The organism is Pseudomonas sp. AK106, from assembly GCF_053903055.1.
The window spans coordinates 150,090-172,107 of the sequence record NZ_CP096426.1; the positions used below are offsets into that span (position 1 = coordinate 150,090).

The following is a 22,018-nucleotide window of genomic DNA, read 5'->3' on the forward strand; positions in this document are numbered from 1 at the left end:
CAGGCCAGGCAGCAAAGCCACCCCCGCATGACAACCACATACGCGCCCTCCCAGCTACGCTGACCCAAATCCATCCCACCCCAGCCCCACCCGTTCTTTTTTTCGAACGCACTATTGTCCTTTACCCCTGTTGTCCCTAGGATTCGTTTGAGATTTCAAACGCCCCGCCCGGCCTTTCTTCTATTCTCCAATCAGGGCCGGCGACAGTCTTATCCGGCGGCGGCCTCGGTCGGGGCGCCCGCATACAACCATTCGCTCCGCCGCGCGCGGTGCTGTTCAGGAGGCCGCAATGCAGCTCAAAGACTCGAAGTTGTTCCGCCAGCAGGCGTACATCAATGGCGCCTGGGCTGATGCCGACAGTGGCCAGACCATCAAGGTCAACAACCCCTCGACCAACGAGATTCTCGGCACCGTGCCGAAGATGGGCGCTGCTGAAACCCGCCGCGCCATTGAGGCCGCTGACAAGGCGCTGCCGGCCTGGCGTGCGCTGACTGCCAAAGAGCGTGGCGCCAAGCTGCGTCGCTGGTTCGAGCTGATGATTGAAAACCAGGACGACCTGGGTCGCCTGATGACCCTGGAGCAGGGCAAGCCGCTGGCTGAGGCCAAAGGCGAAATCACTTACGCTGCTTCCTTTATCGAGTGGTTTTCCGAAGAAGCCAAGCGCATCTACGGCGACGTGATTCCGGGCCATCAGCCGGACAAGCGCCTGATCGTCCTCAAGCAGCCGATCGGCGTTACTGCAGCGATCACGCCGTGGAACTTCCCCGCCGCGATGATCACCCGCAAGGCCGGCCCGGCGCTGGCGGCAGGCTGCACCATGGTGCTCAAGCCCGCTTCGCAAACGCCTTACTCCGCACTGGCACTGGCTGAACTGGCCGAGCGCGCGGGCATCCCGGCGGGCGTGTTCAGTGTGGTGACTGGCAGCGCCGGCGATATTGGCAGCGAGCTGACCAGCAATCCGATCGTGCGCAAGCTGTCGTTCACCGGCTCGACCGAGATCGGTCGCCAGCTGATGGCTGAATGCGCCCACGACATCAAGAAGGTGTCGCTGGAACTGGGCGGCAACGCGCCGTTCATCGTGTTCGACGACGCTGACCTGGATAAGGCCGTTGAAGGCGCGATCATCTCCAAGTACCGCAACAACGGTCAGACCTGCGTGTGCGCCAACCGCATCTACGTGCAGGACGCGGTCTACGACGCTTTCGCCGAGAAGCTGCAGGTCGCCGTTGCCAAGCTGAAAGTGGGTGATGGCCTGGCCGACGGCACCACCACCGGTCCTCTGATCGATGAAAAAGCCGTTGCCAAGGTCAAGGAGCACATCGCTGATGCCTTGAGCAAAGGCGCGAAAGTGCTGAGCGGCGGCAACAGCCTGGAAGGCAACTTCTTCGAACCGACTATCCTGGTCAACGTGCCGAAAAACGCAGCCGTGGCCAAGGAAGAAACCTTCGGTCCGCTGGCCCCGCTGTTCCGCTTCAAAGACGAAGCCGAAGTGATCGCCATGGCCAACGACACCGAGTTCGGGCTGGCGTCGTATTTTTATGCGCAGAACCTGAGCCGCGTGTTCCGTGTGGCTGAAGCTCTGGAGTACGGCATGGTGGGCATCAACACCGGCCTGATCTCCAACGAAGTCGCGCCATTCGGCGGCATCAAGGCGTCCGGTCTTGGCCGTGAAGGCTCCAAGTACGGCATCGAAGATTATCTGGAAATCAAATACCTCTGCCTCAGCATCTGAACCCGCTGAGTGGCAGCGTGAAGTAACTGTTCGACAACCTGCGGGACGCGAGAGCGCCGTTTCGCAGGTTTCAGTGGCACCAACCTATGGGTGGCCGGGAGGCCGCGACAGTCGATCATCGTATGCTGTCGCTGTTGACCCCCGCTGCTTGATCCTTGAACCGCGCCGCCCGATGAGCGGCGAATGAGGAAATGATGAGCAAAACTAACGCATCCCTGATGAAACGCCGCGAAGCTGCTGTCCCACGCGGCGTTGGTCAAATTCACCCGATCTTCGCTGAATCCGCGAAGAACGCCACCGTCACCGACGTTGAAGGCAATGAGTTCATCGACTTCGCCGGCGGTATTGCGGTACTGAACACCGGTCACCTGCACCCGAAGATCGTTGCCGCCGTGCAAGAGCAACTGACCAAGCTGACCCACACCTGCTTCCAGGTGCTGGCGTACGAGCCTTACGTCGAGCTGTGCGAGAAGGTCAACGCCAAGGTTCCTGGCGATTTCGCCAAGAAAACCCTGTTGGTCACCACCGGTTCCGAAGCGGTTGAAAACGCCGTCAAGATCGCCCGCGCCGCGACAGGCCGTGCAGGCGTCATCGCCTTCACCGGCGCGTACCACGGCCGCACCATGATGACCCTGGGTCTGACCGGTAAAGTCATGCCGTACTCGGCCGGCATGGGCCTGATGCCGGGCGGTATCTTCCGCGCCATCTACCCGAACGAGCTGCACGGTGTCAGCGTTGACGATTCCATCGCCAGCATCGAGCGCATCTTCAAGAATGACGCCGAGCCGAAAGACATCGCCGCGATCATCATCGAGCCGGTGCAGGGCGAGGGCGGGTTCTACGTGGCGCCGAAGGCGTTCATGGCGCGTCTGCGCGAACTGTGCGACAAGCACGGCATTCTGCTGATCGCTGACGAAGTGCAGACCGGCGCTGGCCGTACCGGCACTTTCTTCGCCATGGAGCAGATGGGCGTGAGCGCCGACCTGACCACCTTCGCCAAATCCATCGCCGGTGGTTTCCCGCTGGCCGGCGTGTGCGGCAAGGCTGAATACATGGACGCCATCGCCCCGGGCGGTCTGGGCGGCACGTACGCCGGTAGCCCGATCGCGTGCGCTGCGGCGTTGGCGGTCATGGAGGTGTTCGAAGAAGAGCATCTGCTTGATCGTTGCAAGGCCGTTGGCGAGCGTCTGGTCACTGGCCTGCGCGCCATCCAGGCCAAGTACCCGGTCATCGGTGAAGTCCGAGCGCTGGGTGCGATGATCGCCGTCGAGTGCTTCGAGAACGGCGACACCCACAAGCCGAACGCTGCTGCCGTCGCGCAAGTGATCGCCAAGGCCCGTGACAAGGGCCTGATCCTGCTGTCCTGCGGCACCTATGGCAACGTCCTGCGCGTGCTGGTCCCGCTGACCTCGCCGGACGAGCAGTTGGACAAAGGCCTGAAGATCATCGAAGAATGCTTCGCTGAAATCGCCTGACTTCATGCCGATGCGCCGCGGGCACGCTTGATCAACGTGTGACCGCTTCATCAGAAAAAACCTGCTTCGGCAGGTTTTTTCGTTTATGGACGCCGGAAAATTTCGTCCCAGTCTGTCTCCCTGCGCAGTCTTTGACTAAGGTGAAGAGACTGATGCCGGAGAGTCATGATGACCGTAGTAGAGGCGCTAGCCGTTCCACGCGTGTTGATCGCTGAATCGGACCCCTGGGCCCGGGAGATGCTCAACGAATTGGTTCTCGACGTGCGTTGCGACGCGCAGCTGGACATCTGTTCGAACGGCCGGGAAGCCATTGAGCGGATGAGCGGGTATATCCCCGACCTGGTGATCGCTTCCCGCGAGTTGCCGGGCGTCGATGGCCTGAGCCTGCTGCGCGGGCTGCGGCAGTTGCGTCGTCAGCCGCCCGTTCGTTTCATTCTGCTGAGCAGTCGCAGCGACAGCGTCAGTGTCCGCGAGGCCGTGCAACTGGCGCCCACCGCCTACCTCACCAAACCCCTGAACATGGAAGGCCTGCGGCAACGGCTGGAAACGCTGCTGTTGCAGGACGGCGCGCAGGTTGCCTGTGCGGTGCCCGCGCTGGCGCCGGGTGTCGGGCTGGATGCGTTTCTGGAGAAGCGGCGGGAAGTGGCCGACGGCGGGCCGCTGTTCGTTGACGTGAGGGCGGCGGTGGCGAGCAGTCGCGGGGCGTCGGGTGTGGATCTGACGTTGCTGGAACAGGCGCTGACCCTCGACCCCCATGTCACCGCGATGTTGATTGCCGCCGCCAACAGCGCGTCGAATCATCAGGGCAAACCGGTGCAGACCCTGGGGCAGGCGCTCGCCGTGCTGGGCGCCACCCAGAGCGTCAATCTGGTGCAAGGTCTGGCCCTCAAGCGCGGCGCGGTGCTGACGGATGCAACGTTATCGCTGCACGCCACCGAAATCTGGGAGGTCTCGCAACGCACCGCCGACTGCGCGCGGACGCTGGCGCGCAAGCTGGATCTCGATCACGAGCGCTGTTACTGCGCCGGTTTGCTCAGGGGCCTGGGCGAACTGACGGTGTTGCGCTGTTTGCAGGACTGGCTGATCGCTGGAGGCTCGCTGGATGAGGCCACCATTCGCCGCGCGTTGGCGCAGTATTCGGCCTCGTTTGGCTCCGCATTACGGACGCGCTGGCGGCTCCCGCTGGAGCTGCGTGAGTTGATTGCGGCGGTGTATCAATACAACACCGGGGTTTTTACCCGGGAAATCCTGGCGATGAATGTGGCGGGGCAAATGGGCCTGCTTGGGCTCGAAGACCCGCTCGAGGCGCTGGCGAAAAGCAAATCGGCGCGGCTCTTGAAGGTCAGCAGGTCAGATCTGGAAGGGGTGCGCAGCAAGACGGTGGCTTGACCGGGAGGTTGATTCAGAAAAGCAGGCTTACACCAGCACGATCTGATTTTTGCCCTGGCGCTTGGCCTGGTACATCGCAGCGTCCGAGCGTGCATAGAGCGCTTCGAGGCTCTGGTCCTGATCGCCGAGGTTGGTCAGCCCCTGGCTGGCGGTGATGCCGAAGGTTTTGTCATTGCACTGAAAGCTCAGGCGCTGAATCTCACGCTGCAGCCGCTCGGCAATCTGCTGGGCCATTTCCGGCGCACAGCCCGGGAACACGGCGGCGAACTCTTCCCCGCCAATTCGGCCGAACAGATCACCACGGCGCAGCGTCTTGCGACCGCATTCGGCGATGCGTTGCAGCACCAGATCGCCTTCCTGGTGGCCGTAGGTGTCGTTGACCAGCTTGAAATCATCCACGTCCAGCAACAGGAACGCCATTGGCGTGCCCTGCAGACGCGCCTGCTCGAACTCGCGTTGGGCGCATTCGAAGAAGTGCCGGCGGTTGCTGCTCTGGGTGAGCACATCGGTGGTGGCCAGACGCTGCAGCTCGTCTTCGAGGTGCTTCTTCTCGGTGATGTCTTCGGCGATGCCGACCACGATCAGCCGCTGGCTGTGCTCGGCCTGATGACTGACAAAGCATTTGTCACTGAGCCAGCGGACCTGGCCGTCGGCGCGGATGATGCGGTACTCGCGGTCTTCGATGGAGCCTTTTTCGAGCACTTCGCTCAGGCTGCGCTCGGCGTAATCGAGGTCGTCGGGGTAAATGCTGTCGCGCCACTCGCTGTAGTCCGCCAGCAACAAACCGGCGGATCGGCCGAAAATGCGCTCGTAGGCAGGGCTGACATAGATCATGCGTTGCGTCTGCCAGTCGAACGCCCACAACACGGCGTTGACGCTGACCAGCAGAGAGCTGAACAGCTGCTCGCGCTCGCTGAGGCGCGCCACTTCGGCCTGGGCATGCATCAGCGCCAGAAGGGTTTCTGCTGCGGCGGGGGTCTCAACGTGGGGAGTCTGGTTGTCCATGAGCACTGCATCTCAGAATAAGGTGCGGCGCATGCCACAACATGTCACACAGCATAGTGCGAAGGTGTTAATGAGATAGGACTAATGGCACTAAGTTCCGATCGGTGCCACTCGGACGAATGGTCACCGATCAACGGCATCAAGCGTGTTGAGGCCGCAGCGAGTAGGTTTTCAGCTGATCGGCGAACTCACGCAACGACTGAATACCGCTGGCTTCCGCTTCGTGCACCCAGTCCTTGATGGCCGCCAGCATGTCGTGACCATTGCTGCTGGTCTTCGCCCAGATCTGCTGCAGCGCCAGGCGTTTTTCGTAAATCACTTTCAGAGCGTGACTGTGCTCCAGCATGGTCTGGATGCGCGCTTGATGCTTGTCTTCAAGCAGGCTCGGCTCCCGGGAAAGCAGGCGTTTGGCGCGGCGGAACTGGTGACGTACGGAGGCGTCGGCTTTCGCCAGTTCCTGCGCCACCAAAGGCTTGATCACCAGCTTGCGGTACTGAGCCATGATCTGGAAACGGTTGTTGAGGATGGCCATTGCCGTGTCCATGTCCAGATGGCCCTTGCCTTCAACGCGGTGCGCGATCGGCGCGACCCTCTGAACCTTCGCCAGGCGCAACCAGCTGAACACCTTGATCCACGCCCAGCCCATGTCGAACTCCCAGCGCTTGACCGACAGCTTGGCCGAATTGGGGTAGGTGTGGTGGTTGTTATGCAGCTCTTCGCCGCCGATCAAAATGCCCCAGGGCACCAGGTTGGTGGCGGCGTCGCGGCATTCGAAGTTGCGATAGCCGACGGCATGGCCGAGGCCATTGACCACGCCCGCCGCCCACACCGGAATCCACATCATCTGAATCGCCCAGACCGTGATGCCGATGACGCCGAACAGCGCCAGATCGATCACGCCCATGATGGCGATGCCCAGCAGGGGATAGCGCGAATACAGGTTGCGCTCGATCCAGTCCTCGGGGCAGTTTTTGCCGTAGATGCGCAGGGTTTCCGGGTTCTCCGCTTCGGCGCGGTACAGCTCGGCCCCTTTGCGCAGCACGGTCGACAGACCCTTGATGACCGGGCTGTGCGGGTCATCGACGGTTTCGCATTTGGCATGGTGCTTGCGGTGGATAGCCGTCCACTCGCGGGTGTTCTGCGCCGTGGTGAGCCACAGCCAGAAACGGAAAAAGTGCTTGAGCCCTGCGTTGAGTTCCAGGGAGCGATGCGCTGAATAGCGATGGAGATAGACCGTGACGCCGACGATGGTGACGTGTGTCATCGCCAGGGTGACTGCGACCAATTGCCAGACGGAAAGGTCGAGCAGACCGTTGTTCCACATAGGCTGAGTTGCCCTCGGTTGTAACGCGTGCAATATACGGATCCGCCTGAGCAGACCCTGAGACAGAAGCGCGCATTATCACTTAGCTCACAGATAAAACCACCCGCTCTTTGAGATAAGCGTCGCAAGATGTTTCTTGTTCTATAATTTCGGTCTTTCGCAAGGTTGTTTCTATCTATGTCGAGCACTACCCGGGATGCGCTACGCACCGCAACGTTGTACGGGGTTGTATCGATTGGGTGGTCGGCGGTCATGGACCATGTGCTGCCGCGGCTGATCGACGACCCGACCCAACTGGGCCGGGCGCAGCAGGCCGGCGGTTATATCTGGTTGGCCCTCAGCGCGGTGCTGATCTATCTCGCCCGCTCGCGGTTGCTCCGATTCATGGGCGTCACCGAACTGGCGCGCCGGGATGAAGACATGCAGCGTCTGCGACTGGCAGCGGCGGTGTTCGACACCACGCTGGAAGGCGTGTTGGTCACCGATGCCACGGGTGTGATCGTGCACGTGAACCGCGCCTTCAGCGAGATCACCGGGTATCAGCAGGATGAAGTGCTGGGTCTGCGGCCGAGCAAATTCAAATCAGGGCGCCATGGCCCTGAGTTCTACGAACGCATGTTCAAGACCATTCACAGCGCAGGGCAGTGGAGTGGCGAAATCTGGAACCGGCGCAAAAGCGGCGAAATCTACCCGCAGTGGCAAAGCATCCGTCCGATCCGGGACGAGCATGGTGCAATTACTCAGTTCGTCGCGGTGTTTTCCGACATTTCCTCGATCAAGCATTCCGAGCGCGAGCTGGCGCATCTGGCCCATTACGATCCGCTGACCGGTCTGCCCAATCGCCTGCTGTTCACCGACCGTGCCGAGCAGGCGCATACCCACGCCCGCCGCAATAAGCGCACCCTGGCACTTCTGCTCGTCGATCTCGATCACTTCAAGCACATCAACGAAAGCCTCGGCCACAACGCCGGGGACGAGGTGTTGAAAGCTGCCGCCGAGCGCCTCGAAACCCATCTGGAGAAGGGCGTCACGCTGGCGCGGCTGGGCGGCGACGAATTCGCGATTCTGCTCGAAAACGCCCAGCAGGTCGTTCAGTCCGCCGAACTGGCGCAGAGCATTCTGGAAGGGCTGCGGGAGCCTTTTCTGGTCAGCGGGCAATCGCTGTTTCTCACCGCCAGCGTCGGCATCAGCATCTTCCCCCACGATGCGCTGACCGCCGAGCAGTTGCTGCGTAACGCCGATGCCGCGCTGTCACAGGCCAAGCATCAGGGCCGTGAAAGCTACGCGATGTACACCGCCGAACTGACCGCCCACGCCCAGCGTCGCGTCGAGTTGGCGGCGGAGCTGCGACAGGCCGTCGAGGAAAACGAGCTGCGGGTGTTTTACCAGCCGATTCACAACCTTCATAGCCGCGGCATCGAAGGTGTCGAAGCGCTGGTGCGCTGGGAGCATCCGGCACGGGGCATGGTCTCGCCGGGTGAATTCATCCCCATTGCCGAGCAAAGCGGGCTGATTGCCGACATCGATAACTGGGTGCTGACCGAAGCCTGTCGGCAGATGAACCAGTGGCTGGCGGAGGGCGTGAATGTCTCGTTCGTCGCGGTGAACGTGTCCAGCCGTTTGTTCGGCCGTGGTGATCTTGATCGGCGGGTGGCCAAAGTGCTGAACGAAACCGGACTGGCGCCGCAGTTTCTCGAGCTGGAGGTCACCGAAAGCGCGATCATGGACGACCCCGATCAAGCCATCGAGCAGATGCACCGGCTACGGGATCTGGGCCTGAAACTGTCCATCGACGATTTCGGTACGGGGTATTCGTCACTGCTGCGGCTCAAGCGCATGCCGGTGCAGAAACTGAAAATTGATCAGGGCTTTGTTGCGGGTTTGCCGGACGACGATGACGACATCGCGATCGTCAACGCCATCATCGCCCTGGCACGGGCGATGGGTATGCGCGTGTTGGCAGAAGGCATCGAGCAGGCCAGTCAGGCCGGTTTCCTGCTGAAGCACAACTGCGAACTGGGCCAGGGCTACTGGTTCGCGCGGCCCATGCCGGCGGAACAGATCGACTGGCACCATGCGCCGGTTTTTGTCTCTGCTTAAGACGGCAGCATGGCCACCGCTTACAGGTCCCATCGCCGCTTTTAAAGCGGCTGGCTGACCACACTCCCCGTAAATGCCTTTTGGTTATATCTGCATTCTTAAATAGTCTTTTTAAGAATATCTCTGCGTCTCTAATATCGCGCTCACGCCACAAGCAGCGGTCGCCCCCACGCTGCGGCACATCTTTCAAGGAGCACGAACATGAGCGCATCTCTACGTAGCGTTGACGGCCAGGACGAAGCAAGCATTTTGCGTGAAATTCAAAGCGCGCTGCGCGACCTGCGTTTTGGCGCGGTTGAAATCACGGTGCACAACGCGCAGGTGGTGCAGATCGAGCGCAAAGAGAAATTCCGTCTGCAGAACCCGAGCAACAAGCAGGGCTGAGCCACGCTCCCGCATAACGAACACTGCACGACCTGCAACTCGAAAAGCCAACAAAAGAAAATTCGTCCAGGAGCTTGATTCATGTCCATTCGTCGTTATGCGCTGGCCGCGCTCGCCAGTGCGGTGTTTGCCGGTTCTGCTGTCGCCAAGGATTTCACCCTGCTGAACGTGTCGTATGACCCTACGCGCGAGCTGTACCAGGACTACAACGCCGAATTCATCAGCTACTGGAAAAAATCCCACCCGGGCGACACCGTGAAGATCAACCAGTCCCATGGTGGCTCCGGCAAGCAGGGCCGCTCGGTGATCGACGGCTCGCCTGCCGACGTGGTGACCCTGGCGCTCGCCGGCGACATCGACGAAATCGCCAAGCTGGGCAAGACCCTCCCTGCGGATTGGCAGACCAAACTGCCGGACGCCAGCACCCCGTACACCTCGACCATTGTGTTTCTGGTGCGCAAGGGCAACCCGAAAGGCATCCATGACTGGGCCGACCTGATCAAGGACGGCGTGTCGGTCATCACGCCAAACCCGAAAACCTCGGGCGGCGCTCGCTGGAATTTCCTGGCGGCTTACGGCTACGGTCTCAAATCCAATGGCGGCGATGAAGCCAAGGCCAAGGAATACATCGGCAAGCTGTTCAAGCATGTGCCTGTGCTGGACACCGGTGCGCGCGGTTCGACCATCACTTTCGTCAACAACGGTCAGGGTGATGTGTTGCTGGCGTGGGAAAACGAAGCGTTCCTGGCGCTGAAAGAAGGCGGCGGCGCCGACAAGTTCGACATCGTCGTACCTTCGCTGTCGATTCTGGCCGAGCCTCCCGTGGCCGTTGTCGAGAAGAACGCCGAGAAGCACGGCACCACCGAAATCGCCACCGAATACCTCAAGCACCTGTACAGCAAGGAAGGCCAGGAAATCGCGGCGAAAAACTTCTATCGTCCCCGTGACGCTGAAGTGGCCGCCAAGTACGAGAAGCAGTTTCCTAAACTGAATCTGCTGACCATCGACAAAGATTTCGGCGGCTGGAAATCGGCTCAGCCCAAGTTCTTCGATGACGGCGGTGTGTTCGATCAGATCTACATTCCGCAGTAACCGCAGCGCTCCACGGAATAAAAGGACCCGGACTTGTTCCGGGTAACGTGTGTAAACCAAGGACTTTTATGTCGCGACGCATATCCCCCGTCATACCCGGCTTCGGGCTGACGCTGGGTTACACATTGGTGTACCTCAGCCTGATTGTGCTGATACCGCTTGCGGTCATGTTCATCCACGCGTCCCAGCTGAGCGCCGCTCAGTTCTGGAACATCGTCACCGCGCCTCGCGTGCTCGCAGCGCTCAGGCTGAGTTTCGGCACCGCGTTTTTCGCGGCGATCATCAACGGCGTCATCGGCACGCTGCTGGCGTGGGTGCTGGTGCGTTACACCTTCCCCGGTCGCAAGATCATCGATGCGATGATCGATCTGCCGTTCGCATTGCCCACCGCCGTCGCCGGTATCGCGCTGACCGCGCTGTACACACCCACCGGTTTCATCGGCCAGTTCGCCGCCGACATGGGCATCAAGATCGCCTACAGCCCCTTCGGCATCACCCTGGCATTGACCTTTGTCACCTTGCCCTTCGTGGTGCGCACGGTTCAGCCGGTGCTGGCGGACATCCCCCGGGAAGTCGAAGAAGCGGCGGCGTGCCTTGGCGCCAAACCCCTGCAAGTCTTCCGTCACATCCTCGTGCCGGCCTTGTTGCCTGCCTGGCTGACCGGCTTTGCGCTGGCCTTCGCCCGGGGCGTGGGTGAGTACGGCTCGGTGATTTTCATCGCCGGCAACATGCCGATGAAGACCGAAATCCTGCCGTTGCTGATCATGGTCAAGCTCGACCAGTACGACTACACCGGCGCCACGGCAATTGGCGTGATGATGCTGCTGGTGTCGTTCGTGCTGTTGCTGCTGATCAATCTGTTGCAGCGACGCATCGAAACCCCTAACTGAGGAGGCGCACCTATGTCTGATTCATCGCTCATTGCTGCGTCCTCCGCCAACGCTGCCCGTCGTGGCAGCGCGGTGTCGCGGCGCATTCTGATCGGCCTTGGCTGGCTGGTCTTTGCGTTCTTCCTGTTGCTGCCATTGGTGGTGGTGATCGGCCAGGGTTTGAGCAACGGCCTCGGCGGATTCTTCGCGGCCATCCTGGAGCCCGATGCGCTGTCGGCCCTCAAGCTCACCGTGTTCGCGGTGCTGATTTCGGTGCCGCTCAACGTGGTCTTCGGCGTCGCCGCGGCCTGGTGCGTGAGTAAATACTCGTTCCGTGGCAAGGCGATTCTGGTCACCCTGATCGACCTGCCGTTCTCGGTCTCGCCGGTCATCGCCGGTCTGATCTACGTGCTGATGTTCGGCGCCCGTGGCGTGTTCGGCCCCTGGCTGCAGGAGCACGACATCCAGATCGTCTTCGCCCTGCCGGGCATCGTACTGGCGACCATCTTCGTGACCGTGCCGTTCGTGGCCCGCGAACTGATCCCGCTGATGCAGGAGCAGGGCACGCAGGAAGAGGAAGCCGCGCGCCTGCTCGGTGCCAATGGCTGGCAGATGTTCTGGCACGTGACCGTCCCCAACATCAAGTGGGGCCTGATCTACGGCGTGGTGCTGTGTACCGCGCGGGCCATGGGCGAGTTCGGTGCGGTGTCTGTGGTCTCGGGCCACATTCGCGGCGTGACCAACACCCTGCCGCTGCATGTCGAGATTCTCTACAACGAGTACAACCACGTGGCTGCATTTGCCGTGGCGAGCCTGTTATTGATCCTTGCGCTGTTCATCCTGCTGCTCAAGCAGTGGAGCGAAGCGCGCATTAGCCGTCTGCGCAAAAACGCGGCGGAGGAATAATTCATGTCGATCGAAGTCCGTAACGTCAGCAAGAATTTCAACGCCTTCAAGGCCCTCGACGGCATCAGTCTGGATATCCAGAGTGGCGAGCTCGTGGCGCTGTTGGGCCCGTCCGGCTGTGGCAAGACCACGCTGCTGCGCATCATTGCCGGGCTGGAAACGCCGGACAAAGGCAGCATTGTGTTCCACGGCGAGGATGTCTCCGGCCACGACGTGCGTGATCGCAACGTGGGTTTTGTGTTCCAGCATTACGCGCTGTTTCGCCACATGACGGTGTTCGACAACGTCGCCTTCGGCCTGCGCATGAAGCCCAAAAACCAGCGCCCGAACGAGAGCCAGATCGCGGTCAAAGTGCATGAGCTGCTGAACATGGTGCAGCTGGACTGGCTGTCGGATCGCTATCCGGAGCAACTGTCGGGCGGTCAGCGTCAGCGGATTGCCCTGGCCCGTGCCCTGGCGGTGGAGCCCAAGGTGTTGCTGCTGGACGAGCCGTTCGGCGCGCTGGATGCCAAGGTGCGCAAGGAACTGCGTCGCTGGCTGGCGCGGCTGCACGAAGACATCAACCTGACTTCGGTATTCGTGACCCACGACCAGGAAGAGGCGATGGAAGTCGCGGACCGCATCGTGGTGATGAACAAGGGTGTGATCGAGCAGATCGGCTCCCCCGGCGACGTCTACGAGAACCCGGCCAGCGACTTCGTCTACCACTTTCTGGGTGACTCGAACCGCCTGCACCTGGGTGATGACAACCACGTGCTGTTCCGCCCGCACGAGGTGTCGTTGTCACGGCATGAAGTGGAAGGGCACCACGCAGCGGAGGTACGGGACATCCGTCCGTTGGGCGCCACGACGCGGGTGACGCTGAGGGTCGAAGGGCAACCCGAGCTGATCGAAGCCGAAGTGGTGAAAGACCATGACAGCCTGACCGGACTGGCGAGGGGCGAGACGTTGTTCTTCAAGCCGAAGGTCTGGCAGAAAGTCGACAACCTCTAAGCGTAGCCCTGTAGGAGCGTGGCTTGTCCCGCGATCTGCCGGGGACCGGCAGCAATCCTGATAATGCGTTCTGCCTGATGCACCGCATTATCCAGTTTGCGACGACTGCGTCGCCGATCGCGGGACAAGCCACGCTCCTACAGGTTCGTGTGAGTACTCACAATCCGGGCCGGACGCAAATTCCTTGTAGGAGCAATCGGAGGTTACTACGGTCGCGAAGGCGGTGGGTCTGAGCTTTAAACCGCAGCCTTCTTCAAATCCCGCCGATGGGTCTTGCCCACTCGCGCTTCGATGGCGTGCTGCAACTTCTTTCTCATTCCCAGCAAAAAAGCCGCTTCGGCGACGACAAACAGCGGGCCGATGATCAAGCCTGTGAGGTCGTCGACAAACGCCGGCTTGCGGCCTTCGTAATAATGGCCCACAAACTGAATCACCCAACCGAGCACGAACAAGCCGACGCCTGCGCCGAGCCAGACCATGGTGGTCTGTTGCGCCAGATGGGCGCCGAGCCACAGGCACAGCGCAAGCAGAACACCCATCAGCACGCCGAAGAAGGCATCCAGCCGCAGGTAGAAAAACGTCGCGGCCAGACTCACCAGCAAAGCGGGCGACACCCAAATCCCGCCGAGGGACCAACTGGTCCAGCCGGGGCGTGACAGCAGCACGGCCACCGCGATCACGATCAGGGGAATGCCGACGAAGTGGGTGAGGATATTGCGGGTGTCGCGGTGGTAGGCCGCGTACTGGCTGAGGTGATCGACGAGGTTTTTCATTGTTATTCCTCTGTGGATACGTGGATCATGCCGCTGATTTTTTAAGGCTGAGCCCGCTGCACGGCTCAGCCTGCAACAAAACGCCGGCTATCAAAAGGAGATTCACATGACGAATGGAACCCAATGGCGCTCATGGTTTATCAACGACCGATGGTTCCGCGATCTGCCTGCGCTGTTGCAGGATAGCTTGCTGAGCAGCATGCGGCAGCGCCGGGTGACGCCCGGCAAATCGATCTTCCAGCGCGGCGACCCGGCGCCCGGTCTGTACGCGTTGCTCACGGGCTCGTTGCGCATCAATCCCCTCAAGCCGCAGCAGGGGGACATGCCCCCGGCAGAAGGCTATCGGCCCTTTTGGTTCGGCGAGGCCTCGTTGTTCGACGACCGCCCCGCAACCCACGATGTGTTCGCTCAGGATGCAGTCATCCTCCTGCACATGCCCCACGCGCCACTCAAGCAACTGCTGGCCGAGCACCCGGCCTTTTGGCGGCACTTCCGCGATTTGCTGGGACGCAAGCTCGGCCTCGCCGTGCCCGCCATCGAAGACATCACCCTGATGCCGACTGAAGAGCGCGTGGCGTTTCGGCTGCTGATGCTGGCCGAAGCCTATGGCGAGATGGACCGCTCCGTGCGCAGCGTGCCCCTTGCCGACATGGCCTCGAATCGCTGCCTCGGGTTGAGCGGTGAGGTGGTCGAGCGGGTGCTGGGGCAGCTCGCCGAACGGCAGATCGTGCGCCGCGATCACGCTCTTATCGGCGTGCTGGACATCGAATGGCTGCGTGAGGCGGCCCTTCATCGCCTGACCGGCGCATGCGGCTGAGGGCGTCACCCGTCAGCGCAGCATTCCTTCGCGATACTGGCTTGGCGTGATGCCGGTCCAGCGCTTGAACGCGCGGCTGAAACTGCTGGTGTCGGCGAAACCGAGCAGATAGGCGACTTCACTGAGCGAGCAACCGGGGTCGCGCATGTGCTGCAGGGCCAGATTCTGCCGGCATTGATTGAGCAGCAAGTCGTAGCGGCAACCCTCGTCGGCCAGATGGCGTTGAAGGCTGCGCAGGCTCAGGTGCAGCGTGTGGGCGATGTGCTCGGCGGACGGCTCGCCCTCCGGCAAGTGGGTCTCGATGGCGCCACGCACCTTGCGCTCCCACGTCAGTGCACTGAGTTGCTCGAGGGTGCGGTTGAGCACCGCTTCGTTGTGCACGGCCAGCTCCGGATTTCCATCGTCCAGGTGCCTGTCGAAATCCTCGCTGGCAAAACTCAGCAGATTCTCCGCCGCGCCGAAAAACAGCGGCGCACGGAAGACGTCATGCCACGGCTGAGGGTCTTCCGGTTGCGGACGCATCAGGTGCACGGCCAGCGGCGCGTAATGACGGCCCAGGCGGTTGCGACAGGTGCGCACATAGATTGCGGCGAAGGCGTCCATGGCCTCATTGGCCGGCACCGGGCTGCCGTCGGGCACGCGGAAACGAAATTCGTAACGCTCATCCACACGTTCAAAGCTCATGACCAGCGCGTCGCTCACCACCGGGTGATAACGCACGATGCGTTCGAACACCTCACGCAACGAGCCGCTGGCGACCAGCGCGTAACCCAGTGCGTGAAAGGTCGTCGGGCTGACGAAACGAGACACCCGCAAGCCCAGCGCCGGATCGCCACTGGCCTGCACCGCCAGCTCCCAGAAACGGGTGGTCACTGTCACCGGGTATCGCGCGTTGGGATCATCCATCAGCTGCGGATCCAGGCCCGCAGCCTGACTCAGTGCGAGGCTATCGAGGCCGAGAGCATCGAGTTGCTTGCGCAGGGCGCGGGTCCAGCTGGCGAGAATGCTCGGCTTAGACATACAGGTTGGCGCCTCCGGTCTACAGATTGGCGTTCACGGTCAGGCAGCTTCCCTCCCCAAGCGGCACAGTGGTGCCACGTTTTTTCATCCTGAAACCGGAGAATGGAATCATGCACGACACTTCTGCAAGTGCTGCCGGACTGAATGCACAACAACGATCAGCGCATATTCGTGCCGTGGTTTCCGCCCACGGCGCCGCGTTGCGTGAGCGCTATCCGCTGCTACGGCATCAGGACGCCATTGGCGCCGGCATCCTGTTCTTCGCACTGGCCGGCATGATCGGCAGCGCGGCGCTCTATCTCGGGGGTTATCTGGCCTGGTGGTCGTGTCTGCTGCTGAATGCGTTCTTCGCCTCGCTGACCCACGAGCTTGAACACGACCTGATCCACAGCATGTATTTCCGCAAACAGCGCGTGCCCCATAACCTGATGCTGGCACTGGTCTGGCTGGCGCGGCCGAGCACAATCAACCCATGGATTCGTCGGCATCTGCACCTCAACCATCACAAGGTCTCCGGCACCGAGGCCGATATGGAGGAGCGCGCCATCACCAACGGCGAGCCATGGGGCGTGGCGCGGTTTCTGATGGTGGGCGATAACGTAATGTCGTCGCTGATCCGCATGCTGCGCGCGAAAACCTGGGCGCATACGTTCAGCATTCTCAAGCGCACCCTGCGTGTCTATGCGCCTCTGGCGCTGGCGAATTGGGGCACGTGGTATGTGTTTCTCGGCTTCCATGCCGCCAATGGCATTGCCGGTCTGATGGGCAGCCCGATTGAATGGTCGGCGGATACGCTGGCGGTCATGCACGTCATCGACATCGCTGTTGTGGTGTTGGTGGGCCCGAACGTGCTGAGGACCTTCTGTCTGCATTTCGTCAGTTCGAACATGCATTACTACGGCGACGTCGAGATGGGCAATGTCATGCAGCAGACCCAAGTGCTCAACCCGTGGTGGATGTGGCCGCTGCAGGCGTTCTGCTTCAACTTCGGCAGCACCCATGGCATCCATCATTTTGTGGTGAAGGAGCCTTTCTACATCCGCCAGATGACGGCATCCGTTGCGCACAAGGTCATGGCTGAGATGGGCGTGCGCTTCAATGACTTCGGCACCTTCGTGCGGGCCAACCGGTTTGAACGGATGACTGAAAATGTCTCGGTGCTCAAGCCTGCGCGCGGTTGATACCTGGCGGCCCATTGCGCCAGCCCCGCCGGCTTGTAGGAAATTTCTCCGGATAAAAATTTCTGTAACAACCGCCCCTTAATCTCTGCTCATCCCCGGCGAGCTGGGGGCAGACAGCGTGATTCTCAGGGTCACCCCTTTAAGGCAGGGGGTGGCCCTCTTTTTTGGCGCCTTCTTCTGATGCAGCGGCATATATTTTCGAGCTATTAATAAATAGCTTCTTATTCTTTTTCGAATATATGTCCGATCCCTATACTCGCCCCCATGAACGCACCATGCAGGAGGCGAAGGCCATGCATAACGAATCGATCCGTTACTTGATCGTGCCAGGCTGGCAAGGATCTGCCGACGACCATTGGCAAACTCACTGGCAGAACAGCCTGCCCAACAGCGTGCGCGTGGAGCAGGCCGATTGGCTCAAGCCGCGTCGAGAAGATTGGGTGGGTGAACTGCAGCGCGCTATCGCCTCTGACAGCACACCGGTGATTCTCATCGCCCACAGCCTGGGTTGCGTCACCGTCGCCCATTGGGCGCAGCTGGCGCCTTTGACGAGTTTGCGTCAGGTGCGAGGGGCCTTGCTGGTGGCCCCCGCTGACGTCGAACGCCCCAATTGCCCGCCGGCGATCCGCAATTTCGCGCCGATTCCCGAGCACCTGCTGCCGTTCCCGACCCAAGTGGTCAGCTCGGACAACGATTCAGCCGTCAGTGCGTTGCGCGCAATGGAAATGGCCCGCAACTGGGGCGCCGAAATCGGCATCCTCAGCGGCGCTGGCCATATCAACGTGAAGTCCGGCCATCAGCGTTGGGAGCAGGGTTTCGCTTACCTGTACCGGCTGCAAGGGCGTATCGAGCAACTTACCCGCCGCCGCGCATGACATCAGCACACGTCACCGTCGTTGCGCACGAGCCCACTGTTCTCAGCATCATTTTCGCCGCAGTGAACCGACAGGTGCTGCGGCTTTTTTTTCAACGCCCGGGTCCATGAATGGCCGGGCGGGAGCCTGCCATGAGCCTTTCCGACATTTCGAGCCACCCGCTGTTGACCTTCCCTGATGCTGAAAAAAGCCCGCTGAGCATCCGCGCCAAGGCCTTGGTGTTCGTCGATCCTCGATCACGGCAGCTGCGCGAAGAGATGGAGCTGCTGGCGCCACTGGACCTGCCCGTGCTGATCCGCGGCGAATCCGGTACGGGCAAGGAATTGCTCGCGCGTCATATTCACCGTGGCAGCGACCGGGCCGGGTTGTTCGTTTCGGTCAACTGCGGCGCCATCAGCTCGACTTACGCCGACGCCGAGCTGTTCGGTTATGCCGCTGGCGCCCACAGCGGTTCTGCCAGCAGTCGTGCCGGCTGGTTCGGCTCGGCAACCGGCGGCACCCTTTATCTTGATGAGATCGCCGACCTGCCAATGGCGATCCAGATCAAGTTGCTGGCGGCGGTGGAAAACCACGAAGTCACCCGCGTCGGCGCCACGCAGCCCAGCCAGGTCGACGTCAGGCTGGTCGCAGCGACCAGCATCGATCTGCGCCTGTCAGTCGCCGCCGGCAAATTCCATGAGCGGCTTTATCGCTACTTGAACGAAGGGCGCCTCGATCTGCCGGCGTTGCGCGAGCAGCCGGGCAACATCCTGCCACTGGCCGAGTACTTCCTGGGGATTTACAGCCAGCGCTTCGGCTTCGAGATGCCGTTGATCGGCGAGGACGCGCAGCGCGTGCTTGAAGCCCATTACTGGCCGGGCAATACGCGGGAGCTGGAGAACGTCATTCACTTCGCGCTGCTGGTCAGCAGCGGTGCGGAAATCCTGCCGGAACACCTGAATCTGCCTGTTCGCTGAGGGCACTCGGGCTCATGTATTTGATGGGCCGGTGGGAAAACGCCCCCTGAGAACGAAAAAGCATAACCATCCGACTAAAAAGTATTGTCTCGGAATAAAAAATCTCGGTACTGTCCGCATCAGCCGCCACCCTGCCAAGGGTCGATCCCGCGGCAGATCGAAGGCACAGTCGCCCACGAGGCGACCCGATTTCTATTAAGGACATCGCATGAAGAAGACGTTTCTGTTCACCGCACTGGCGGCCGCTCTCTCCCTGGGCATCAGCGCTGCACACGCTGCCGAGAAGCTCGTTGTGGGCGCCACCGCTGTTCCGCACGCCGAGATCCTCGAGCTGATCAAGCCTGAACTGGCCAAAGAAGGCGTGGACCTGCAGATCAAGGTCTTCACTGACTACGTGCAGCCGAACGTGCAACTGAACGAGAAGCGTCTGGATGCCAACTACTTCCAGACCAAGCCTTATCTGGATGGCTTCAACAAAGGCAAGGGCGCCACGCTGGTGACCGGCGTCGGCGTACATGTTGAACCGTTCGGCGGCTACTCGAAGAAGTGGAAGTCCATCGCCGAGCTGCCTGATGGCGCAACCGTTGCCATCCCTAACGAAGGCAGCAACGCCGGTCGCGCCCTGCTGCTGTTGCAGAAGAACGGCCTGATCACCCTGAAAGACCCGAAAGACGCTCTGGCGACGCCGAAAGACATCGCCACCAACCCGAAGCACCTGAAATTCCGCGAGCTGGAATCGGCGCTGCTGCCGCGCGCGCTGGATCAGGTTGACCTGGATCTGATCAACACCAACTACGCGCTGGAAGCCAAGCTCAGCCCTAAAAAGGATGCGCTGATTCTGGAAGGTGCCGACTCGCCGTACGTGAACTATCTGGTGACCCGTACCGACAACGCTCACACCGACGCGATCGAGAAGCTGTCCAAAGCGCTGACCAGCCAGCAAGTCAAAGACTTCATCAACAAGAAGTACGACGGCGCGGTACTGCCGGCGTTCTGATGAAGGCCTGAGCGAGCAACTGCCGCGCGCTCAACGATAAAAAACGCGCTTGCCCGCCGCTGCTCCCGCTCCGCTGACGCACTGTCATCGGCTGCAGGGAGTGGCGACGGGCAAGCGCGTTTTTGCGTTTTAACGTAGAAATTCGTCAACGTTTCCGGGCCTGCGGCTGCGGTGATGACAATGAGTACCGACGTCCTTCGATAGGTTGTTCGGCGCTATGCATATGCTCTAACGATATTTAAACTTCCGTTCTTATAGCTTTAAAGTCCTCTCTCCTCAGCCACGCCTTTTGGAGTCGGAGTTCTCATGCCAGCAGCCTCCCACGCTTCGTCCGCGCAAGCGCCCGGTCAGCCGTTCGATGTGCGTCCATTCGCCGAAAAGGTGGGCGCGGAAATCGTCGGTCTGGATCTGTCCCGTCCGCTCAACGACGCCGATTTTGCCCGCGTGCATCAAGCGCATCTCGATTATCACGTGGTTGTTTTCCGCGATCAGCACATCACCCCGCAGCAGCAGATCGATTTCAGCCGCCGATTTGGCGTCTTGCAGATTCATGTGCTCAAGCAGTTCCTTCTCGCCAATCATCCCGAAATTTTGATCGTCTCCAATATCGTCGAGAACGGTCAGCCGGTGGGGCTGGGCGATGCGGGCAAGTACTGGCACTCGGACCTGTCCTACAAAGAACTGCCGAGCCTGGGCTCGATGCTCTACGCCCAGGAGTTGCCAAGCGAAGGCGGTGACACCCTGTTCGCCGACATGCACCTGGCGTGGGACACGCTGCCCGAGCACCTGCGCAAGGCCGTCGAAGGTCGCAGCGCCGCGCACAGCTACACCTCGCGCTACAGCCATGGGCATAACGCCGATAACTGGCGCCCGACCCTCAGCGCTGAACAGCTGGCCCAGGTTGCGGTGGTCAGCCATCCGATTGTGCGCACCCACCCGGAAAACGGGCGCAAGGCGCTGTTTGTCAGCGAAGGCTTCACCACCCACATCGTCGGCCTGCCGGAAGACGAGAGTCAGGCAATTCTCACAGAGCTGTACGCCCACAGCGTTCGCCCGGAAGGCGTTTACCGCCACAAGTGGCAGGAGAACGACATGGTGTTCTGGGACAACCGTTCGCTGATTCATCTGGCCGGCGGCACGCCCGATCACCTGCGCCGTCGCTTGCACCGCACCACCATTCAGGGCGATGCGCCGTTCTGATCCAGGAGAGCTCCATGAACGCTGTTCTGCAAAGCCATACGGCTAGCGATCGCTTGAACGCGCACCAGGCCAATCAGCCCACCGCTGAAGCGCTGCTGCAAGTACAGGGCGTCAGCCTTGAGTACCGCACGCCGGAACGCGTAGTGCGGGCCACCCATCAGGTCAGTTTTGAAATCGATCCGGCCGACCGCTTCGTGTTGCTCGGCCCGTCGGGCTGCGGCAAGTCCACGCTCCTTAAAGCCGTGGCCGGATTCATTCAGCCCAGCGAAGGACAGATTCGTCTGGCTGGCCAGCAGGTCAGGGAGCCGGGGCCGGACCGCATTGTGGTGTTTCAGGAATTCGACCAGTTGCCGCCGTGGAAGACGGTGATCCAGAACGTCATGTTTCCGCTGCTGGCCTCGCGCACCCTCAAGCGTCGTGAAGCCGAGGAACGTGCGCGGTATTACCTGGAGAAGGTCGGCCTGAGCGCCTTCGCCGATGCCTATCCGCACACGTTGTCCGGCGGCATGAAGGCGCGCGTGGCGATTGCCCGGGCGCTGGCGATGCAGCCCAAGATCCTGCTGATGGACGAGCCCTTCGCCGCGCTCGACGCATTGACCCGTCGCAAGATGCAGGAGGAGCTGCTGGAGTTGTGGGAAGAGGTGCGCTTCACGCTGCTGTTCGTGACCCACTCCATCGAGGAAGCACTGGTGGTGGGCAACCGGATTCTGCTGCTGTCGCCCCATCCGGGCCGCGTGCGCGCCGAGATCAACAGCCATCAGTACAACTTGAAAAGCCTTGGCGGGGTTGAGTTCCAGGCGTCTGCTCAGCGCATTCACCGGCTGTTGTTCGACGAGGGCGAAGCGCCTGCAGTCGAGCCGGATCTGCGGTTTCAGGATGTTCGGATTGCCTACTGATCGCGGTTCGTCGCGCTACCCCATCGAGAGATTG

19 protein-coding genes and 1 pseudogene are annotated in these 22,018 nt (G+C 61.2%); 16 read left to right on the forward strand and 4 right to left on the reverse strand.

Annotation, left to right across the window (positions count from 1 at the left end; translation table 11 throughout):
* The first annotated feature begins 289 nt into the window (after window positions 1-289).
* The 3 genes from gabD (at window position 290) to M1E04_RS00705 (ending at window position 4,596) form a co-directional block, all read left to right on the forward strand.
* Window positions 290-1,732, forward strand: coding sequence for an NADP-dependent succinate-semialdehyde dehydrogenase (gene gabD / locus M1E04_RS00695; protein ID WP_065990969.1), 1,443 nt, complete (start codon window positions 290-292; stop codon window positions 1,730-1,732).
* A 194-nt stretch (window positions 1,733-1,926) separates the two neighbouring features.
* Window positions 1,927-3,207: a 4-aminobutyrate--2-oxoglutarate transaminase gene (gabT, locus tag M1E04_RS00700; protein ID WP_456292222.1), complete on the forward strand. Its 1,281-nt coding sequence runs from the start codon at window positions 1,927-1,929 to the stop codon at window positions 3,205-3,207.
* A 165-nt stretch (window positions 3,208-3,372) separates the two neighbouring features.
* Window positions 3,373-4,596, forward strand: coding sequence for an HDOD domain-containing protein (locus tag M1E04_RS00705; RefSeq protein ID WP_456292223.1), 1,224 nt, complete (start codon window positions 3,373-3,375; stop codon window positions 4,594-4,596).
* Between the two features lie 27 nt (window positions 4,597-4,623).
* Here M1E04_RS00705 and M1E04_RS00710 read toward each other — a convergent pair whose 3' ends face one another.
* On the reverse strand, window positions 4,624-5,601 hold the full coding sequence (locus M1E04_RS00710; RefSeq protein WP_065990974.1) for a GGDEF domain-containing protein: 978 nt from the start codon (window positions 5,599-5,601) through the stop codon (window positions 4,624-4,626).
* A 139-nt stretch (window positions 5,602-5,740) separates the two neighbouring features.
* On the reverse strand, window positions 5,741-6,925 hold the full coding sequence (gene desA / locus M1E04_RS00715; RefSeq protein ID WP_192135862.1) for a delta-9 fatty acid desaturase DesA: 1,185 nt from the start codon (window positions 6,923-6,925) through the stop codon (window positions 5,741-5,743).
* Window positions 6,926-7,102: 177 nt separating this feature from the next.
* On the opposite strand from desA, the gene dibA reads away from it, so the two are divergent.
* The 6 genes from dibA to M1E04_RS00745 all read left to right on the forward strand — a co-directional run bounded on the left by dibA (window position 7,103) and on the right by M1E04_RS00745 (window position 13,269).
* A complete protein-coding gene (dibA, locus tag M1E04_RS00720; RefSeq protein WP_455913694.1) occupies window positions 7,103-9,025 on the forward strand; it encodes a phosphodiesterase DibA in 1,923 nt (640 codons plus the stop codon).
* Between the two features lie 201 nt (window positions 9,026-9,226).
* Window positions 9,227-9,409 carry a sulfur starvation response protein OscA gene (oscA, locus tag M1E04_RS00725; protein ID WP_065990977.1) on the forward strand — a complete coding sequence of 61 codons (183 nt, stop codon included), beginning with the start codon at window positions 9,227-9,229 and terminating at the stop codon, window positions 9,407-9,409.
* A gap of 81 nt (window positions 9,410-9,490) precedes the next feature.
* A complete protein-coding gene (locus tag M1E04_RS00730) occupies window positions 9,491-10,501 on the forward strand; it encodes a sulfate ABC transporter substrate-binding protein (protein WP_065990978.1) in 1,011 nt (336 codons plus the stop codon).
* Between the two features lie 68 nt (window positions 10,502-10,569).
* On the forward strand, window positions 10,570-11,391 hold the full coding sequence (gene cysT / locus M1E04_RS00735; protein ID WP_065990979.1) for a sulfate ABC transporter permease subunit CysT: 822 nt from the start codon (window positions 10,570-10,572) through the stop codon (window positions 11,389-11,391).
* A gap of 12 nt (window positions 11,392-11,403) precedes the next feature.
* Entirely contained in the window at window positions 11,404-12,276 is an 873-nt protein-coding gene (gene cysW / locus M1E04_RS00740) for a sulfate ABC transporter permease subunit CysW (RefSeq protein ID WP_065990981.1), read from the forward strand.
* Window positions 12,277-12,279: 3 nt separating this feature from the next.
* A complete protein-coding gene (locus M1E04_RS00745) occupies window positions 12,280-13,269 on the forward strand; it encodes a sulfate/molybdate ABC transporter ATP-binding protein (protein ID WP_456292224.1) in 990 nt (329 codons plus the stop codon).
* 236 nt (window positions 13,270-13,505) lie between these two features.
* On the opposite strand, the gene M1E04_RS00750 is transcribed toward M1E04_RS00745, so the two are convergent.
* Window positions 13,506-14,042, reverse strand: coding sequence for an Mpo1 family 2-hydroxy fatty acid dioxygenase (locus M1E04_RS00750; protein ID WP_456292225.1), 537 nt, complete (start codon window positions 14,040-14,042; stop codon window positions 13,506-13,508).
* Between the two features lie 106 nt (window positions 14,043-14,148).
* Here M1E04_RS00750 and M1E04_RS00755 point away from each other — a divergent pair, with 106 nt between their 5' ends.
* Window positions 14,149-14,859 carry a Crp/Fnr family transcriptional regulator gene (locus M1E04_RS00755; RefSeq protein ID WP_456292226.1) on the forward strand — a complete coding sequence of 237 codons (711 nt, stop codon included), beginning with the start codon at window positions 14,149-14,151 and terminating at the stop codon, window positions 14,857-14,859.
* 12 nt (window positions 14,860-14,871) lie between these two features.
* On the opposite strand, the gene M1E04_RS00760 is transcribed toward M1E04_RS00755, so the two are convergent.
* Window positions 14,872-15,879 (reverse strand): AraC family transcriptional regulator, encoded by a 1,008-nt coding sequence (locus tag M1E04_RS00760; RefSeq protein WP_456292227.1) that lies wholly within the window; start codon window positions 15,877-15,879, stop codon window positions 14,872-14,874.
* Between the two features lie 110 nt (window positions 15,880-15,989).
* On the opposite strand from M1E04_RS00760, the gene M1E04_RS00765 reads away from it, so the two are divergent.
* The 6 genes and pseudogenes from M1E04_RS00765 to M1E04_RS00790 all read left to right on the forward strand — a co-directional run bounded on the left by M1E04_RS00765 (window position 15,990) and on the right by M1E04_RS00790 (window position 21,984).
* Window positions 15,990-17,060, forward strand: a complete 1,071-nt coding sequence (locus M1E04_RS00765; RefSeq protein ID WP_456292228.1) for a fatty acid desaturase — start codon at window positions 15,990-15,992, stop codon at window positions 17,058-17,060.
* 293 nt (window positions 17,061-17,353) lie between these two features.
* Window positions 17,354-17,935 carry an alpha/beta hydrolase gene (locus M1E04_RS00770; protein ID WP_065991371.1) on the forward strand — a complete coding sequence of 194 codons (582 nt, stop codon included), beginning with the start codon at window positions 17,354-17,356 and terminating at the stop codon, window positions 17,933-17,935.
* A 131-nt stretch (window positions 17,936-18,066) separates the two neighbouring features.
* Window positions 18,067-18,882, forward strand: a pseudogene (locus M1E04_RS00775) (sigma 54-interacting transcriptional regulator); the annotation flags it as partial.
* Between the two features lie 217 nt (window positions 18,883-19,099).
* Window positions 19,100-19,888: a MetQ/NlpA family ABC transporter substrate-binding protein gene (locus M1E04_RS00780; RefSeq protein WP_065990991.1), complete on the forward strand. Its 789-nt coding sequence runs from the start codon at window positions 19,100-19,102 to the stop codon at window positions 19,886-19,888.
* A 306-nt stretch (window positions 19,889-20,194) separates the two neighbouring features.
* Window positions 20,195-21,088 (forward strand): TauD/TfdA dioxygenase family protein, encoded by an 894-nt coding sequence (locus M1E04_RS00785; RefSeq protein ID WP_296310323.1) that lies wholly within the window; start codon window positions 20,195-20,197, stop codon window positions 21,086-21,088.
* A gap of 14 nt (window positions 21,089-21,102) precedes the next feature.
* Window positions 21,103-21,984 (forward strand): ABC transporter ATP-binding protein, encoded by an 882-nt coding sequence (locus M1E04_RS00790; RefSeq protein WP_407073235.1) that lies wholly within the window; start codon window positions 21,103-21,105, stop codon window positions 21,982-21,984.
* Window positions 21,985-22,018 lie beyond the last annotated feature (34 nt).